This window comes from Acinetobacter sp. GN11 (genome assembly GCF_054823985.1).
On sequence record NZ_JRVL01000052.1, the window covers coordinates 1 to 18,257 of the forward strand.

18 protein-coding genes and 1 pseudogene are annotated in these 18,257 nt (G+C 41.9%); 13 read left to right on the top strand and 6 right to left on the bottom strand.

Translation table 11 applies throughout. The features are described 5' to 3' along the window. Nucleotides 1-313 precede the first annotated feature (313 nt). From NL42_RS06845 to NL42_RS06855, 3 genes are all read right to left on the bottom strand, one after another. Nucleotides 314-721, bottom strand: a complete 408-nt coding sequence (locus NL42_RS06845) for a GFA family protein (protein ID WP_461312227.1) — start codon at nt 719-721, stop codon at nt 314-316. Nucleotides 722-748: 27 nt separating this feature from the next. Then, nucleotides 749-1,150, bottom strand: coding sequence for a Cu(I)-responsive transcriptional regulator (gene cueR, locus NL42_RS06850; protein WP_309455848.1), 402 nt, complete (start codon nt 1,148-1,150; stop codon nt 749-751). Nucleotides 1,151-1,225: 75 nt separating this feature from the next. Further along, on the bottom strand, nt 1,226-3,697 hold the full coding sequence (locus NL42_RS06855) for a heavy metal translocating P-type ATPase (protein WP_461312228.1): 2,472 nt from the start codon (nt 3,695-3,697) through the stop codon (nt 1,226-1,228). A gap of 166 nt (nt 3,698-3,863) precedes the next feature. Between NL42_RS06855 and NL42_RS06860 the strand changes: the two genes are divergently transcribed. Next, complete coding sequence (locus NL42_RS06860; RefSeq protein WP_003652628.1) at nt 3,864-4,064, top strand: heavy-metal-associated domain-containing protein; 201 nt, start codon at nt 3,864-3,866, stop codon at nt 4,062-4,064. Between the two features lie 57 nt (nt 4,065-4,121). Here NL42_RS06860 and mobR read toward each other — a convergent pair whose 3' ends face one another. Beyond that, on the bottom strand, nt 4,122-5,792 hold the full coding sequence (mobR, locus tag NL42_RS06865; protein WP_461312229.1) for a phenol degradation transcriptional regulator MobR: 1,671 nt from the start codon (nt 5,790-5,792) through the stop codon (nt 4,122-4,124). A gap of 369 nt (nt 5,793-6,161) precedes the next feature. On the opposite strand from mobR, the gene NL42_RS06870 reads away from it, so the two are divergent. The 7 genes from NL42_RS06870 (at nt 6,162) to NL42_RS06900 (ending at nt 11,887) form a co-directional block, all read left to right on the top strand. Next, complete coding sequence (locus tag NL42_RS06870; RefSeq protein ID WP_199942425.1) at nt 6,162-6,449, top strand: phenol hydroxylase subunit; 288 nt, start codon at nt 6,162-6,164, stop codon at nt 6,447-6,449. 21 nt (nt 6,450-6,470) lie between these two features. Continuing rightward, a complete protein-coding gene (locus NL42_RS06875; protein ID WP_461312230.1) occupies nt 6,471-7,472 on the top strand; it encodes an aromatic/alkene monooxygenase hydroxylase subunit beta in 1,002 nt (333 codons plus the stop codon). Nucleotides 7,473-7,483: 11 nt separating this feature from the next. Then, nucleotides 7,484-7,750 carry an MmoB/DmpM family protein gene (locus tag NL42_RS06880; protein WP_000049450.1) on the top strand — a complete coding sequence of 89 codons (267 nt, stop codon included), beginning with the start codon at nt 7,484-7,486 and terminating at the stop codon, nt 7,748-7,750. A gap of 45 nt (nt 7,751-7,795) precedes the next feature. After that, nucleotides 7,796-9,322: an aromatic/alkene/methane monooxygenase hydroxylase/oxygenase subunit alpha gene (locus tag NL42_RS06885; protein WP_461312231.1), complete on the top strand. Its 1,527-nt coding sequence runs from the start codon at nt 7,796-7,798 to the stop codon at nt 9,320-9,322. A 59-nt stretch (nt 9,323-9,381) separates the two neighbouring features. Then, nucleotides 9,382-9,744 (top strand): phenol hydroxylase subunit P4, encoded by a 363-nt coding sequence (locus NL42_RS06890; RefSeq protein ID WP_461312232.1) that lies wholly within the window; start codon nt 9,382-9,384, stop codon nt 9,742-9,744. 14 nt (nt 9,745-9,758) lie between these two features. Beyond that, nucleotides 9,759-10,820: a 2Fe-2S iron-sulfur cluster-binding protein gene (locus NL42_RS06895; RefSeq protein WP_461312233.1), complete on the top strand. Its 1,062-nt coding sequence runs from the start codon at nt 9,759-9,761 to the stop codon at nt 10,818-10,820. A gap of 185 nt (nt 10,821-11,005) precedes the next feature. Next, a complete protein-coding gene (locus NL42_RS06900; protein WP_461312234.1) occupies nt 11,006-11,887 on the top strand; it encodes a SphA family protein in 882 nt (293 codons plus the stop codon). Between the two features lie 49 nt (nt 11,888-11,936). Here the strand turns inward: NL42_RS06900 and NL42_RS06905 are convergent, their stop codons facing one another. Further along, entirely contained in the window at nt 11,937-12,896 is a 960-nt protein-coding gene (locus tag NL42_RS06905) for a LysR family transcriptional regulator (RefSeq protein WP_003652630.1), read from the bottom strand. 44 nt (nt 12,897-12,940) lie between these two features. Beyond that, on the bottom strand, nt 12,941-13,069 hold the full coding sequence (locus NL42_RS06910; RefSeq protein ID WP_461312235.1) for a hypothetical protein: 129 nt from the start codon (nt 13,067-13,069) through the stop codon (nt 12,941-12,943). Nucleotides 13,070-13,175: 106 nt separating this feature from the next. On the opposite strand from NL42_RS06910, the gene benA reads away from it, so the two are divergent. The 5 genes and pseudogenes from benA to benE all read left to right on the top strand — a co-directional run bounded on the left by benA (nt 13,176) and on the right by benE (nt 18,201). Continuing rightward, nucleotides 13,176-14,558, top strand: a complete 1,383-nt coding sequence (benA, locus tag NL42_RS06915; protein ID WP_461312236.1) for a benzoate 1,2-dioxygenase large subunit — start codon at nt 13,176-13,178, stop codon at nt 14,556-14,558. Then, nucleotides 14,555-15,074: pseudogene (gene benB, locus NL42_RS06920) on the top strand (benzoate 1,2-dioxygenase small subunit). The gene benA and the pseudogene benB overlap by 4 nt, the downstream one beginning before the upstream one ends. A gap of 52 nt (nt 15,075-15,126) precedes the next feature. Then, on the top strand, nt 15,127-16,143 hold the full coding sequence (gene benC, locus NL42_RS06925) for a benzoate 1,2-dioxygenase electron transfer component BenC (protein WP_461312237.1): 1,017 nt from the start codon (nt 15,127-15,129) through the stop codon (nt 16,141-16,143). Nucleotides 16,144-16,164: 21 nt separating this feature from the next. Next, nucleotides 16,165-16,950 carry a 1,6-dihydroxycyclohexa-2,4-diene-1-carboxylate dehydrogenase gene (locus NL42_RS06930; protein ID WP_461312238.1) on the top strand — a complete coding sequence of 262 codons (786 nt, stop codon included), beginning with the start codon at nt 16,165-16,167 and terminating at the stop codon, nt 16,948-16,950. A gap of 57 nt (nt 16,951-17,007) precedes the next feature. Then, the gene (gene benE / locus NL42_RS06935; RefSeq protein ID WP_461312239.1) at nt 17,008-18,201 is read left to right on the top strand and encodes a benzoate/H(+) symporter BenE; all 1,194 of its coding nucleotides are present in this window, start codon (nt 17,008-17,010) and stop codon (nt 18,199-18,201) included. The last annotated feature ends 56 nt before the right edge of the window (nt 18,202-18,257 follow it).

Here is an 18,257-nt window from a genome sequence, read left to right on the forward strand (position 1 = left end):
AAAGACGTCATAAAAAAACTTTATTTATAGTCTGATCATCCAATAAATAGCTTTTTACAGGCATTAAAAAAGCCCGTTTCACGGGCTTTTCTGCAACGGTGAGCAATCTAAGATTTGTGTCTATCCATCTCTTACATGCTCTTTGCTAGCTATATGTAAGGTCCTATCGTATCTTTTGCCCTGTCCCAAGTTTCCCTGTGGATCGAGGAGATATTACGATTACCTTAGGTACAGTTATAGCACATTATTTATTCATGACTAGTCTTGTTCACGTTTTTTTACAAATGAATAAAATATGATCCAACCTTAATATTTAAGGGTTTTCTACCCCATTTTGATATTGGCGAGCACTATCGCAAATTGGATACCATTTCACTTTTGAAGACACAAAAGCATGAGAAATTACAGATATCGATATTTCTTCATTAATGAGCCCTACCCTTAAACGCACTACTTCAGGCTTATCTAGACGCTCACTCCAGATCGGTGAACCACAGGTTTTACAGAACACTCTCTTTTTATTAGGTGATGCAAAATAAGCCTGCAAAAGGTTTTCACCCTGCACAATATTTAAGTCATTTTTTTGTACTTGAGTAATGGCAGCGAAAGCAGCACCTTGGGCTTTTTGGCACTGCGTGCAATGACAAACCATGATGGGTTCTAATTCGGTATTAATGCGCAGTTGAATACCATTGCAAAGACAAGAAGCTGTATAAGCCATGATTTTTCCTTTTTATTTTAATGAAACTTAGCTTACACCCACACCTTTTTCTATGTGATCTAAAATCGCACAAGAAGCCTGTTGGTTACCACAACAATCATCAGCTGATGCCTGCAAAATATTGACCATTTCTTGTAGATGGGTGATTTTTTGGTTGAGTTCGGCAATATGTTTTACCGTTAAGGCTTTCACTTCTGCACTCTGCCGATCGGTATTTTTCCAAAGCGAAATAAGCTCCTTCATCTGTTCGGATGAAAAACCTAACTCTCTGGCATGTTTTAAGAAGTTTAAAGTTTTCAGGTCTGTTTCTGAATACATACGATAGCCTGAAGCTGAACGTTGAGCGGCTTCAAGTAAACCGATTTCTTCATAGTAGCGAATCATTTTCGCTGAAATGCCTGAATGTTTGGATGCCTGACCGATATTCATCTCACACCTCAAATATTAAATTTGGTTTAAGACCTGCTGTCATGATCTTAAACCAAAAGTTGATTTTCAGCACCCTTACTGTACTGGCGCATGAAAACGTTTTAAGCGTAATGCATTGCCTAAAACAAAAACCGAAGAAAGTGCCATCGCGCCTGCTGCAAACATCGGTGAAAGTAATACACCAAATGCTGGATAAAGCGCACCTGCTGCAATTGGAATAAGTGCAACGTTATATACAAATGCCCAGAACAGGTTTTGACGTATGTTTCGCATGGTTGCTTTACTTAATGCAATTGCGTTCGGTACGCCTTTTAAACTACCTGACATCAACACAACATCGGCTGCTTCAATGGCAACATCTGTTCCTGTACCAATGGCTAAACCAACATCTGCTTGTGCCAAGGCTGGAGCATCGTTAATACCGTCACCGACAAAGGCCAAACGACCATATTGTTTTTGCAGTTGGCGAACTGTATCAACTTTGCCTTCAGGTAAAACCTCTGCCACAACTTCATCAATATTCAGCTTTTTAGCAATCGCCTGCGCCGTATGACGGTTATCTCCTGTAATCATGGCAACCTTGAGGCCTAATTGATGCAAGGCCTCAATCGCAGCATAGGTTGTTTCTTTAATTGGGTCTGCCACGGCAATAATTGCAGCAAGTTTCTGATCAATAGCGACATATAGTGGTGTTTTGCCTTCTTCACCTAATTGAGCAGCAATCGCTTGGAATGAGCTGGTGTCTAAACCAAGTTGGTGCATATAACGGTCTGCGCCAATTTGTACTTTTTGGCCTGAAACTTCCGCTTCAATACCTGAACCGGTAATCGAGTTAAATGCTGTTACGGGTAATAAGTTTAAGCCTTCGCTTTCTGCTGCCTGAACAATCGCGAGGGCAATTGGATGTTCAGACTTGGCTTCGACCGAAGCAACTAAAGTTAGTACTTGTTCACGTTCGAAACCTGATTGCACATTAAAGTCTGTCAGTGTCGGTTTACCCTCGGTAAGTGTGCCCGTTTTATCAACGGCAACCACTTGTGCTTCTTGTAAAAGCTGCAAAGCTTCACCTTTACGGAACAAGACACCTAACTCAGCACCACGTCCAGTACCGACCATAATAGAAGTTGGTGTTGCAAGCCCCATCGCACAAGGACAAGCAATAATCAGTACCGCAACAGCATTCACTAAACCAAAAGTCAACGCAGGTTCTGGCCCAAAAATAAACCAAACCAAGAAAGTAATTGCAGCAATTAGCATGACAGCCGGTACAAACCACATGGTGACTTTATCGACTAAACCCTGAATCGGAAGTTTAGAACCTTGGGCTTGTTCAACCATGCGAATAATTTGTGAAAGCACAGAAGAAGAACCAACGGCGGTTGCCCGAATGTTTAGAGTACCGTTCTGGTTGACCGTACCACCAACCACCTGATGCCCTACTATTTTTTCAACAGGAACAGGCTCACCCGTAATCATAGATTCATCAATGTAGCTGTGCCCTTCAACTACTTCACCATCGACAGGCACACGCTCACCCGGACGAATTTCTACAATCGTTCCGCTGACCACTTCAGCAACAGTAACTTCCACCACTTGACCATCACGCTGAATACGAGCCGTTTTGGGCTGCATTCCCACTAAATGTTGAATGGCTTGCGAAGTACGTCCTTTGGCTTTGGCTTCAAAATATCGCCCAAGCAAAATTAAACTGACAATAACGGCAGCCGCTTCAAAGTAAACATTGACTGTGCCTTGTGGTAAAACCTGTGGCATAAAGGTTGCCACAACTGAAAAGCTATAGGCAGCCAAGGTTCCAACTGCAACCAGCGAGTTCATATCTGGCGCTAAACGCCATAAGGCTGGAATCCCTTTTTGATAAAAACGGCGACCAGGAAAAACGAGAACTAATGTGGTCAAAACAAACTGTAAAAGCCAGCTATTGTATTGACCAATCGTATGCATGACCCACATGTGAAAAGCTGGAATGAGATGTGACCCCATTTCCAAAATAAACACAGGTAAAGCCAACACAATCGAAATGATCAAATCTTTTTTAAGCTGATCTAACTCTGACGCTTTTTTATCGAGCTGCTCATCTTGATTTTTTTTAGATGCTTTAGCGTCGTAACCTGCTTTTTTAACAGCGCGAATTAAGTCTTCGACATTGACTGATGCATCTGCCTGAACCCAAGCCTGCTCTGTGGCTAAGTTAACTGTCGCTTCTTGAACGCCGTTTACTTTTTTAAGGGCTTTTTCAACACGTGCGACACAAGATGCGCAGGTCATACCCTCAATAGACAATTCCACCGGTGCAGCTTTTGGAACATCATAACCTGCTCGTTCAACTGCTTTAACCAGTGCTTCACGCTGAATTGGTTGGTTTGAATAAACAACAGCTTTTTCTGTTGCCAAATTAACGTTAGCAATTTCTACATTTTCAACTTTCTTAAGTGCTTTTTCGACACGACCTACACACGAGGCACAGGTCATACCTTCGATTGGTAGTGTTTCACTATATGCTGGCAATTTTGTGTTTTTTGAGTCCATCAAACACCTCTGCAAATCTGCAAAATTTAATATTCTGTATTGAGCATACAGATTCCCATCATGGGAAGGTCAAGCATATTTTTTTAAAAAATTGGTCTTGACCTTACAATCATGACAAGGTTTAGACTCAGTGTTATCCAAACAAACATCTCATTCTTAATGGAGTATGAATATGAAACTACTTATTGAAAATATGACTTGTGGTGGCTGTGCTCGTGGTGTGACTGCAACGATTCAAGATGTCGACCCAAATGCAAAAGTAGATGTAGATTTAGCGACAAAAATCGTAACTGTTGAAAGCAGTGAAAGTGTCGACAAAATTACCGAAGCGCTGGACGAAGATGGTTTTCCAGCTCAAGTACAATAATGAATAAGGCCTAACATTTAAAGTTAGGCCTTTATTTTTACGCTCGTTTAGATTGATTCAAAGCTGAAATTTTTTAATTCGATAATCAAGCGCTGCCCGAGTTAGCCCCAATAAACGTGCTGCTTCAGACACATTATGATTTACCTTTTTTAGAGCCGTTAAAATTAACTGCTTCTCGTGTTCTTCTAAATTAAACTCTGGCTGCAATAATTGCTCAAAGTCAGTTTCAACAGCTATAGACTGCTCTGGGTCATGCTTAATTTGTGGGAAAATGGCATTTAATTTGATCAGCTGCTGATCGTCCGTTAATAAAACGGCCCTTTCTAATAAGTTTTCTAATTCGCGAATATTGCCTGGCCATTCATATTGCTGCATAAAAACTTTAGTTTTTTCACTCACACCCTGAATGGTTTTACCGTACATTTTTTCAAAGCGATGAAGAAAATGTTCAACCAGTAAAGGAATGTCTTCACGGCGCTCTCGCAAAGGCGGAATCTGCACTGGGAAAATATTTAAGCGATAATACAAATCTGCCCGAAAGCGTCCTGTTTTGACGGCTTGTTCAAGATCTTCATTGGTCGCGGTAATTACACGAACATCTAAAATACGAGTTTGTGAATCTCCTACGCGCTCAAATTCACCTTCTTGCAAAATGCGTAATAGGGCTGCTTGTGCACGGGGAGAAAGTTCAATCACTTCATCTAAGAAAATAGTACCGCCATTGGCTCGCTCAAACTTGCCCAAGCGAGATTGATGCGCCCCAGTATAGGCGCCCTTTTCTACCCCAAATAACTCAGACTCAATTAACTCTGGTGGAATTGCTGCACAGTTTACCGCGATAAAAGGTTGGTCTTTTCTTTGGCTAGTTTCATGAACCCCTCGTGCAAAAGCTTCTTTACCAACGCCTGTTTCACCTTGTAGCAAAATGGAAACTTTCGAACCCGCAGCTTTTGTTAGTAATGCACAGACCTGTTTATAAGATGCTGACTTACCCACAGAACTAAATAATTGGTAATCGGCTTCGCTGTCGCTATAAATTGATTTTTTTAATTCAAAAAGTTCAGCCTGCAACGCGATCAGTTCTTTTTCCATGGGTTCGGGCGACATGAACTGAATCAATTCATCTGCATTTTCCCACTCTTCTAAAGGCTTACCGATAATACGACAATGTTCATCGCCACAAGCTTTGCATTCTATTTCTTGATAAATAATGGTCATGCCCGTGGCAAAACTGCTATATCCACACGCGTAGCCAAGTAGCATCCAGCACGCAGGTTCATCACTCGGGCCAAAGTGCTCTAAATGCTCATCGGCTTCAAAAGAGTTAAGCCAATTTAAATCGGCATAAAACTGTTTTTTGTCATGACTTAAATTGAGCTGGTTGGCCTGTACTTGCACCATTCCACGAATGGCATGCATTTGTGGACCCGCCATAAAAGCATCGTGTTCATTTAGATCTGGACGCATTTTTGTTGTCACTTCTGCATCCTTTAACCCTGCTTGATACCCTAAACGAATAAAGAAACGCTTAGTCCGCTCAAGCCCAATCATGTTCGCTAAATCTTTACGCAAATATCCCATAATGCTGGTGTGTAAAAGCAGCATCCGATATTCATCAAACCAGATTTGGCCGTGGGCAGTATCAAAGTGCAATTTAGACAGCAAATCGTGAATTTCTTGCGGATGATCTGCGTATCGTCCCGTTGTATCGTATTTTACTCGAGCCATGAGTGATCTGTTTTAATCCATTAAATACATTTGGGTGTTATCTCATCTTATCGAAGAACACGATAAATGTCCTAGTACCTTAAAGACATAACTTCATACTAAAAAAGTATTTCTAAATCTCTCCATTTAAAACCCCAAACAATCTAAAAAGAAATTTTTACGACCCTCTTCATCAAATCATGAATATCTCTATTTCACCATTCAAAAAATTTCATGAAATGGTGAATTTTAAAAATGCCTTACTTTTCATAAAAATCTTAATTAATTGTTTTTAATAATAAAAATAAAGTTGGCATAGCTTTTGTAAAGCTTATAGCGAGAGCAAGGAGCATTCATCAATTTCAAGACCATGTCTTGATGGAGTACAGCATGACCCAACCTCAAGTCGAAGCATTAACCAAATATATTCGGGTCACTGGCGACTTAAACGCAGAGTTTATCGAATTCGATTTTGCCATTCACGACCCAAGTCTATTTGTGGAACTGGTTTTGCCTAAACATGCATTTAATGATTTTTGTAAAACCAATCAAGTGGTCGAAATGACCCAAGAGCAGCAAGCTTTTAACGATGCTCAGGAAGAAAAATGGCGCTATGGCAATGAAGCAACCCTAGTCGGCACACAACGTAATAGCAAAGATCACGATGATCAAATGTAAAAAATATAAGGAGATAAAGCCATGACTTTAGAAATCAAGACATCAAATGTCGAACCTATTCGCCAGAACTACGCCTATATCGAAAGACGATTTGGTAGTAAGCCAGCAACTCAATATCAAGAAGTAAGTTTCGATGTACAGGCAGAAACCAACTTTCACTATCGTCCTTTGTGGAAACCTGAAAAGACTCTAAATGACAAAACCCATACTGCCCTGCAAATGCAAGATTGGTATGCATTTAAAGACCCTCGTCAATTCTATTATGGAACTTATGTTCAACATCGTGCACGTTTGCAGGACACAGCCGAAAGTAATTTTGCTTTTTTTGAAAAACGTCAGCTTGCAGAACATTTGTCTGACGAAGTCAAAACAAAGGTTATTGAATGCCTATTGCCATTTCGCCACGTTGAACAAACTGCAAACTTACACATGATGTCTGGCAGTGCCTATGGTTATGGCACCGTACTTACCCAAGCTTGTATTTATGCCGCGATGGATCATTTAGGAATTGCGCAGTACATCTCACGCATTGGTCTAGCTTTAGATGGCAACAGCGGCGATTCATTACAACAGGCAAAACAGGCTTGGATGCAACATCCTGCATGGCAAGGCTTACGCCGTTTGTGTGAAGAAAGTCTCACCGAGCAAGACTATTTCAAACTTTTCTTATTACAGAACCTTGTGATTGACGGCTTTGTGACAGAGCTTGTCTATCAACAGTTTGATCAGTGGTTAGTGAGTCAAAATGCTCGTGACTTAGCCATGCTGACTGAATTTATGAAAGACACTTTAGGTGATTTACGTAAGTGGTCAGACACCGTCATTAAAACTGCCGCAGCAGAGTCAGATCACAACAAACAGCTATTAAATGAATGGTTCGCTCAGTCTTTGGCTCAAGTAAAAGCGGCCTTTACACCTTGGGCAACAGCCGCCTTAACCACAGATTCGGTCGATCAAGCAGAACAAGTTGTGATTGAACGTGCAATAAAACTCGGCCTACAACCAGAACTTGCAAATGCTTAAGGAGAAGCAACATGTCTAAAGTCTATCTCGCGTTACAAGACAACGATACTTCACGCTACATCCTCGAAGCGATTGAAGAAGATAACCCTGAAGCTTCAATTCAGTATTTACCCGCCATGATTCGAATTGAAAGTGAAACTGATTTGGTCATTAAAGCCGAAACCGTATCTGAAAAACTAGGCCAAGATTGGGACATCCAATCATTACAACTCAACATGATTACGCTGGGCGGCAATGTCGAAGAAGATGACGATACTTTCCGCCTTCACTGGAATTAATCACAACATAGACGTTGTTTAACAAAGATTTAAGGATGATCAATCATGACAACTCAAACTAAAGAAACCAGCAAAAAATTAAATGCTAAAGATCGTTACCGTGCATTAACTCGTGATCTGGACTGGGACTTTTCCTATGCTGACCGTAAAGAAGCCTTCCCTTATGAAGAATTTGAAGGCATCAAAATTACGGACTGGTCTAAATGGGAAGATCCGTTCCGTTTGACCATGGATTCATACTGGAAATATCAGGCAGAAAAAGAGAAAAAACTTTATGCCATTTTTGATGCCTTTGCTCAAAACAATGGTCAGATGAATGTCAGCAATGAACGTTACCTAAATGCCATCAAACTCTTTTTAACGGCAGTTACCCCACTTGAATATCAGGCTTATCAAGGCTATGCCCACGTAGGCCGCCAGTTTAGTGGTATTGGAGCACGTATTGCTTCTCAGATGCAGTCGATTGATGAGCTGCGTCATGTACAGACCCAAATTCATGCCATGAGCCATTACAACAAGTTCTTTGATGGCTTTCAGGACTGGGCGCACATGCATGACCGCGTTTGGTATTTGTCTGTGCCTAAATCATTTTTTGAAGACGCTCGTTCTGCTGGCCCATTCGAATTTTTATTAGCAATTAGTTTTGCTTTTGAATATGTACTTACCAACTTGCTTTTTGTTCCGTTTATGTCGGGAGCAGCTTATAACGGCGATATGGCAACAGTAACCTTTGGTTTTAGTGCACAGTCAGATGAAGCGCGCCACATGACACTTGGTCTTGAAATCGTAAAATTCTTGCTCGAACAACATGAAGACAACGTACCGATTGTGCAGGAATGGATTGATAAATGGTTCTGGCGTGGGACGCGTTTGCTTTCAATTGTAGGCATGATGATGGATTACATGCTGCCAAACAAAGTGATGTCTTGGAAAGAAGCTTGGGAAGTTTATTTTGAACAAGCAGGCGGTGCGTTATTTAAAGATTTAAGCCGCTATGGCATCCGTATGCCGAAATATAGCGATGTCATTGTGAAAGAAAAAGAGCATGTCTCACATCAGGCATGGTGGATTTTCTATAACTTTGGTCATGCTGCTGGTTTCCATACATGGATTCCAACCGACGAAGAAATGGATTGGTTATCTGCTAAATATCCAGACACTTTCGATAAATACTACCGTCCAAAATGGGAGTTGGCTCGCAAAATGGAAGCCGAAGGTAAACGCTTCTACAGTTCAGGTTTACCACAGCTTTGTCAGGTTTGTCAGATTCCAATGACCTTTACCGAAATGGGTGATGACCCGACTCAGTTTAGTTATCGCCATAGCATCTACCAAGGCGAACGCTACCACACCTGTTCAGATGGCTGTCATGACATTTTCGAGCGTGAACCTGAGAAATATATACAAGCATGGCTACCTGTAAATCAAATTTTGCAAGGCAACTGTGGTGGCGGTGACCTCGAAACCATGCTCCGCGATTATTACCGCATGAATGTCGGTGCCGACAATCTGGATATTGAAGGTTCACCAGACCAACAGCGCTGGAAAAAATGGAAAGGCAACGCAGCTTAAGCACAAGGAATTGTTCAGGCAGTCATCAAGCTGCCTGTTAAGAAATAAGGAGATTGAACATGACTGTTCGCGCGATACACAACAACTATCAATTTGAACCGCTTGATCTGCAAAAAAATTATGGCGATCAATTCTTACTTTACGTGGGTTGGGATCATCACACACTTTTTTGCTCGGCACATGCCATGCTTGCCTCGCCTCAACAAACTTTTGGACAGTTGATTGAGCAACAAATTACAGGTGGTTTTGCCCAACATCCAGATTTTTCCCAAATTGATTGGTCAAAAGTGCAATACAGCTTAGATGATCAAACAATCAGTCCTGAAAGTACAAAAACTTTGGCAGAGCTTGGTTTTGGGCATAAATCATTACTTCGTTTCGTTACGCCAGAATTAAATGGCTATAACGACAGCTATGTTTAATTCGGAGGTGTGTCATGAGTTATCAAGTCACCATTGAACCGATCGGAACAACGATTGAAGTAGAAGAAGACCAAACCATCTTAGATGCCGCTTTACGTCAAGGCGTTTGGTTGCCCTTTGCCTGTGGTCATGGCACTTGCGGGACATGCAAGGTCCAAGTCACCGACGGTTTTTACGATGTTGGTGAAGCTTCTCCATTTGCGCTCATGGATATTGAACGTGATGAAAATAAGGTGCTTGCCTGCTGCTGCAAACCACAATCCGACATGGTCATTGAAGCCGATGTTGATGAAGACCCAGATTTCTTAGGTCATTTGGTTCAAGACTATCAAGCGACAGTCATTGAAATGAAAGACTTGTCGCCGACCATTAAAGGAATCCGACTACAGCTAGATCGCCCAATCGAATTCCAAGCTGGCCAATATATCAATGTCCAGTTCCCAGATATTGAAGGAACTCGAGCGTTTTCAATTGCCAATTCACCAAGTGAAGTCGGCATCGTTGAGCTGCATATTCGTAAAGTTGAAGGTGGTGCAGCGACGACTTATGTACATGAACAACTTGCCACAGGCGATCAGCTTGATATTTCAGGCCCTTATGGTCAATTTTTTGTACGTAAGTCAGATGATCAAAATGCCATTTTTATTGCAGGTGGTTCAGGTCTTTCAAGTCCACAATCGATGATTTTAGATTTGCTTGAGTCTGGAGATAGTCGCACCATTTACCTCTTCCAAGGAGCACGAGACTTGGCAGAGCTATACAACCGAGATTTGTTTGAACAATTCGTAAAAGACTATCCGAACTTCCGCTATATCCCTGCTCTCAATGCTCCAAAAGCAGAAGATCAATGGACTGGATTTACCGGATTTGTGCACGAGGCTGTTGCTGATTATTTTGAAAATCGATGTGGTGGACACAAAGCGTATTTGTGCGGTCCACCAATCATGATCGACTCGGCAATTTCAACACTCATGCAAAGCCGCTTATTCGAACGGGACATTCATACTGAACGTTTCTTAAGTGCAGCCGATGGTGCTGCTGGACAATCGCGTTCGGCTTTATTCAAACATATTTAAAGATAAACCGTTAAGCACACCACTTTTTCAAATGAGCTTTGTATTTGTAATTTAGAAAGCAAATACAAGGCTCACAGGAGTTCTGCATTCAAAATTTACAGGTTAAACAGACTTAAGTTTTTAAAGACCGTTAAGGAATAACGTTTTTTTAGTGACAAGCCAAACAACACAGAATAGGACATTCTATGAATAACAAAATCTCTGCAATCATATGTGGTGTAATCATTGCCCTTTACCTTCCGTCTGCATTTGCGACAGAAAATGGCTCAGACTCTTTTGCCTTAGGTGCCGAAGGTATGATGGCGGGTGCCTTACCACCTGCTGGCGTCTACTTACTCAGTTATTATCAAAATTATCATGCATCAGAGTTTCAAAATGGTCCCGATCAGTTCCATGTCGATGTCAACGCCGTGGTTCCTCGTTTGGTCTGGATGACCGATCAAAAAATTATGGATGGACAACTCGGGTTTTATGCAGCCCAGCCATTGGTTGATCTACGGCTTAAAGTAAATGGAATGGCTGACTCAAACCAAGGTCTCGGAGACTTGATTTTGGGTGGCATGCTCGGCTGGCATCAAGAAAATCATCACTGGATTGCAGCCCTCGAAACGGTACTGGGAACAGGTGAATACGACACTCCAAGTACGACACATCCAGTTGAAGCCAATCTCGGGAAAAACTATCACACCATTCGACCTATTCTTGCCTATAGTTATGCCAACGCGGCAGGTTTAGATCTTTCAACTAAACTGTCTTATAGCTGGAATACGCGTAACGACGCAACCGACTATAAGTCTGGACAATACATTGCGGGTGACTATAACTTAGGCTACCGTATTAACCCCAAACTCAAAGTTGCAGTTGAAGGCTATGCTTTTAAACAAACTACAGATGACAAAGTAAACGGAAATGACATTAGGTTTAAAGGACAAGCTTTTGCAATTGGTCCAGGCATTCAATATGCCGATAAAAACTGGTCTATTGAAGCCAAATTTTTAAAAGAAACCGAAGTCGAATATCGTCCCGAAGGCCATACCAGCTGGCTAAAACTGATTTGGGCTTTCTAAAACACATCAACGCATAGCTTCAGACTTTGAGGCTATGCATTCGTCTTATTTAAAAATCGATACCGTTTGAATCATCGATCGGGTTCTGATCGAGTGTAAAAACAGTCCGTTGATAAGGTATCCCTTCAAGATCATACACCTGATAAATACAATCAAATAAAAGCTGTAAGTCTTCACTTCGGTCCATTGCACGAGCAGTAATGAAAATCGGGCTGACTGCACCGTTATCTAAAATCGGAATATAGTTTAAATGAGGAAAGCGAATGGTATCGGCACTTGCTGGAATAATACACAAACCTTCACCTGCTGCCACCAAGCCCAAAGCCAGCTGAATTTCCCGTATTTCATGCATATTTTTTGGAACCAAACTATGTTCGGCAAAAATGTTCAAAAGCTGGGTCGAAAAATTGGGTTTTGGTGAAGTGGGATACATAAACATCTTTTCATCAATGAGATCGGCCAGATATACCCCTTCTGTACGCTGAGCAATCGGATGACTCGTATGTGCAGCAACCACTAAGCGTTCTTTACGCAAAAGAATACGTCTCACGGCTGGGTCACTAATTCTTAGGCGTCCAAATCCAACATCAATACGTCCTTCTTTTAATGCCTGTAGTTGCTCAGTCGTACTTAACTCCATCAATTGAATATTCAAATGAGGTTGTTGTTGCCGAAATAAATAAATGATTCGAGGCAGTAAACCATAGAGTAAAGACCCGACAAAACCAATCGTCACGCTTCTTTCGATCAGACCAATCCTCTTGGTCATACTTTTTATTTCTTCAGCATTCGACAAAAGTTTAAGAGCGTGCTGATAAAAGAAATGTCCGGCTGGCGTTGTCTGTAAAGGGCGGCTCCCACGCTCAAATAATTGAATTCCAAGCTCACTTTCCAGATTTTGGATCTGCCGGCTCAAAGGTGGTTGAGCAATAAATAGTTTTTCAGCAGCCTTGGTGAAGCTTTGTTCTTCCACCACCGCCACGAAATATCGTAAATGTCTTAGTTCCATACGGCTTCCATACCTTTAAGATATAAAAAAATGCAAATTCAGTCTTAGACACAGTCTAACCATTCTTTTAAGGTATATACAAGCAACAAACCGATGAAGTGATGAATTGCTTTGTGAAAAGCCTTCTTGCCAATCTTCCAGTGATTCATCTTCATCAATTCACGGTTAAACACCCGTCGCGCTCATGCGCTTCATTGACAATATTAGGATATCAAGACCTTGTAGATCGTAGCTAAGGCCTTGGTGACTTCCACACTTTTGGAAAGTCGGAGAACGGACATGCCACGTATTCCTGTAATCAATACTAGCCATCTTGACCGTATTGATGAATTACTTGTAGATAATATCGATACAGGTGAATTTAAACTTCATCGCTCAGTGTTTACTGACGAAGCCCTATTTGACCTTGAAATGAAATACATCTTCGAAGGTAATTGGGTTTACTTAGCACACGAAAGCCAAATTCCAAATAATAATGACTACTACACCACTCACATTGGTCGTCAGCCTGTCATTATTGCCCGCAACCGCAACGGCGAACTCAATGCCATGATCAATGCGTGTTCACACCGCGGAGCACAACTTTGCCGTCACAAGCGTGGTAACAAAGCAACTTATACTTGCCCTTTCCATGGTTGGACTTTTAATAACTCTGGTAAATTACTCAAAGTTAAAGACCCAAGTGAAGCAGGCTATTCTGACTGTTTTAACCAAGAGGGCTCTCACGACCTTAAAAAAGTGGCTCGCTTCGAGAACTATAAAGGCTTTTTATTTGGTAGCTTAAATCCAGATGTACCTTCACTTGAAGAATTCTTGGGTGAAACCACCAAAATCATCGACATGATTGTTGACCAGTCTGAACATGGTCTGGAAGTTCTACGTGGGTCATCTACTTATACCTATGAAGGCAACTGGAAACTCACTGCTGAAAATGGTGCCGATGGTTACCACGTTTCTGCTGTTCACTGGAACTATGCAGCAACAACTCAACACCGTAAAGAAACTCAAGCTGCCGATAACATCCGTGCCATGAGCGCTGGTTCTTGGGGTAAACAAGGCGGTGGCTCGTATGGTTTTGAAAATGGTCACATGTTGCTTTGGACACAATGGGCAAACCCAGAAGACCGTCCAAACTTCCCGAACGCAGACGAATACACCGAAAAATACGGTGAAGCAATGTCGAAATGGATGATTGAGCGCTCACGTAACTTGTGTCTCTATCCAAATGTGTATTTGATGGATCAGTTCGGTTCGCAAATTCGTGTACTTCGCCCACTTTCTGTCAATAGAACCGAAGTCACCATTTACTGTATTGCTCCTAAAGGCGAAGCACCAGAAGCTCGCGCACGTCGTATCCGTCAATATGAAGATTTCTTCAATGCCTCAGGCATGGCAACACCAGACGATTTAGAAGAATTCCGTGCTTGTCAGGCAGGCTACGCAGGTATTGCGCTTGAGTGGAATGACATGTGCCGTGGTTCAAAACACTGGATTTATGGACCAGACGATGCAGCGAACGAAATCGGTTTAAAACCCATGTTAAGTGGGATTAAAACTGAAGATGAAGGTCTTTATCTTGCCCAACATCAATATTGGTTACACACCATGAAACATGCGATTGCATCAGAGAAAGAAATTGCTGATCAGGGAGAAACAGCATGAGCACTCAAGACAAAGCAACTTTAGAAAATATTGCTCAGTTTCTCTATCGTGAAGCTCGCTTTTTAGATGATGAACAATGGGAAGATTGGATTGAATGCTATGCACCCGAAGCTTCTTTCTGGATGCCAGCTTGGGACGACGACGATAGATTAACTGAAGATCCGCAATCTGAAATTTCACTTATTTATTATCCAGACCGTCAAGGTTTAGAAGATCGTGTGTTCCGTATCAAAACTGAACGCTCATCTGCAACCATGCCGGACACACGCACAAGCCACAATATTGCCAACGTTGAAGTTCTCGAGCGCGACGGCGACAAAGTTACTGTCCGCTTTAACTGGAATACCTTGAGTTTCCGTTACAAGACAAATTACAGCTATTTCGGTATGTCACGTTATGTGATCGATTTTTCAGGTGATCAACCAAAAATCTTGAGCAAGTATGTCGTTTTGAAAAATGACTACATCAATCAAGTCATTGATATCTACCACCTTTAAGACATACCCCCTCAGTTAAACGGACTGTTGGCTGAGGGTAAAAGTTTCAAATATTTTGTAGGATACATGCCATGTCAAACCACAATGTTGCACTTCAATTTGAAGATGGTGTTACACGTTTCATTAACGTAGCTCAAGGCGAAACCCTATCTGACGCAGCCTATCGCCAAAAAATTAATATTCCTTTGGATTGCCGTGATGGTGCATGTGGAACTTGCCGCGCATTTTGCGAGTCAGGTCATTATGACATGCCCGAAGAAACCTATATTGAAGATGCATTAACCCCAGAAGAAGCTGAGCAAGGCTATATTCTTGCTTGCCAATGTCGTCCAACTTCAGATGCCGTATTCCAGATCCAAGCTTCGTCAGATGTTTGCAAAACAGCAATTCATAGCTTTCAAGGTACATTAGCCCGCGTTGAAAACTTATCAGACTCAACCATCACTTTTGATATTCAACTTGATGAAGGCCAACCGGATATTCATTTCCTTGCAGGTCAGTACGTTAATGTTGCAATTCCAGAAACTGGCGAAACACGTTCATATTCATTTAGCTCAAAACCGGGCAATCGTTTAACTGGCTTTGTGGTACGTAACGTACCGAATGGCAAAATGAGTGAATTCTTGAGTAAAAATGCCCAAGCTGGCGACAAAATGACATTTACGGGTCCATTCGGTAGCTTCTATTTACGTAATGTAGCGCGTCCAGTGCTGATGCTGGCAGGTGGTACTGGCATTGCCCCATTTATGTCGATGTTACAAGTACTCGAAGAAAAAGGTTCAGAACAACCTGTTCGTTTAGTCTTTGGCGTAACCAATGACTTTGATTTGGTTGCTTTAGAAAAACTCAATGAATTGCAGGCGAAATTTCCATGGTTTGAATATCGAACTGTAGTTGCAAGCCCTGAGAGCAACCATGAACGCAAAGGCTATGTCACTGGTCATATTGAAAATGAATGGTTAAACGGTGGCGACGTCGATGTTTATCTATGTGGGCCCGTTCCAATGGTAGAGGCTGTAAGTGGCTGGTTAGAAACTGAAAATATCAAACCTGCTAGTTTCTTGTTTGAAAAATTCTCTGCAAACTAACTCAAGGTGGAGAAGTTATCTATGTCAAACCGTCAAAGATTTACCGATAAAGTCGTGATTGTCACAGGTAGTGCCCAAGGTATTGGCAGTGGCGTAGCACTGCAAGTTGCAACTGAAGGCGGCCAAGTCGTCATGGCTGACCGCTCTGAATATGTTGAAGACGTTCTCAAAGAAATTCAGAGTGCAGGTGGCAATGCCGTCACGATTAATGCTGACCTTGAAACCTATGCAGGTGCGCAAGCGGTTGTTGCAAAAGCCATTGAACACTATGGTCGGGTAGATATCCTGATTAATAATGTAGGTGGCGCGATCTGGATGAAACCTTTTGAAGAGTTTTCCGAAGAAGAGATCATTAAGGAAGTGAATCGCTCATTATTTCCAACTTTATGGTGCTGCCGCGCTGTGTTACCCGCCATGATTAAGCAACAATCGGGCGTTATTGTAAATGTATCTTCAATTGCAACCCGTGGTATTAACCGTATTCCCTACTCTGCATCTAAAGGTGGTGTAAATGCTTTAACGGCATCGCTTGCTTTTGAACATGCTAAAGACGGGATTCGAGTCAATGCCGTTGCGACGGGTGGAACTGAAGCACCGCCTCGCAAAGTACCACGTAACGCCAACCCGTTAAGTCAAAATGAAAAAGACTGGATGCAGCAAGTGGTTGATCAAACAATAGATCGAACATTTATGGGCCGTTATGGCACAATTCAAGAACAAGTAAATGCAATTTTATTTCTTGCATCAGACGAAGCATCGTATATGACTGGATCGGTTATTTCGGTCGGAGGTGGAGATCAGGGTTAACCCTGATCTTTTTATATGATTGGGTAAATAACATGATTTGCATGGAGGCAATCACACATGGCAACCCTGTTAAAGACATTAAAAAATGACTGGTCCATATCAGCAACAGTTGCTGGCTTTCTTGCGGTTTTAATTTCTTACTCAGGCCCACTGATTATTTTTTTCCAGGCTGCTCAACGGGCCCATGTGTCCACAGATATGATGGTGTCATGGATTTGGGGAATTTCAATTGGTGCCGCTGTTTCAGGTATTTATCTTTCGATTAAATATAAAACTCCTGTCATTACCGCATGGTCTGCACCAGGTACTGCCCTGTTAGTGACGCTATTTCCACATATCTCATTGAATGAAGCAGTAGCCGCCTATATTACTTCTGCCGTTGTTATTTTTTTAATTGGCGTTACAGGTTACTTCGACAAATTACTCAAGTGGATTCCGCAAGACGTCGCTGCGGGCATGATGGCAGGTATTCTTTTTCAATTTGGTATTGGCCTATTTACCGCATCTGATAGCATGCCTTTTATTGTCTTTAGCATGCTCATTGTCTTTTTAATTGCTAAACGTTTAATGCCGCGCTACACCATGATTTGGGTGTTAGCTGCCGGAGTTTTACTCAGCCTCATTCTAGGCAAAATGAATCCGGTTGATGTGAGTTTTAGTTTAGCTATCCCGCAGTGGATTAGCCCAGAATGGACATGGAACTCAACACTGAATCTCGCAGTTCCTCTCATTTTAGTCAGCCTAACTGGTCAATTTTTACCGGGTATGGCGATCATGAAACTCAGCGGTTACGACACACCAGCCAAACCGATTATTAGCGTTACCAGCATTGCCTCTTTAGCAGTTGCTTGTGTAGGCGGTATTACCATTGTGCTTGCCTCAATTACAGCTGCTTTATGCATGGGCAAAGACGCTCATGAACTTAAAGAAAAACGGTATATCGCGGGCATCGCTAATGGAATTTTTTATATTTTAGGAGGCTTATTTGCTGGCAGTATTGTCATGCTATTTAGCTTACTTCCTAAAGAGTTGGTTGCAGCACTGGCAGGTTTAGCCTTACTTGGAGCGATTGCCACAAATATCTCTGTTGCCATGAGAAATGATAGTCAACGCGATGCTGCTCTCATTACATTTTTAGCTACAGCATCAGGCATGCATTTTCTTGGATTAAGCTCAGTTTTTTGGGGTATTTGCATTGGTGTAATCGCCCACTTCATTCTCACACCACGCTCAACTCCAATCACAAATTAAGTTTTATCCAAGCACCTCAACCAAAATAAAGCCTCAATTGCCAAGTCAGGATGCAA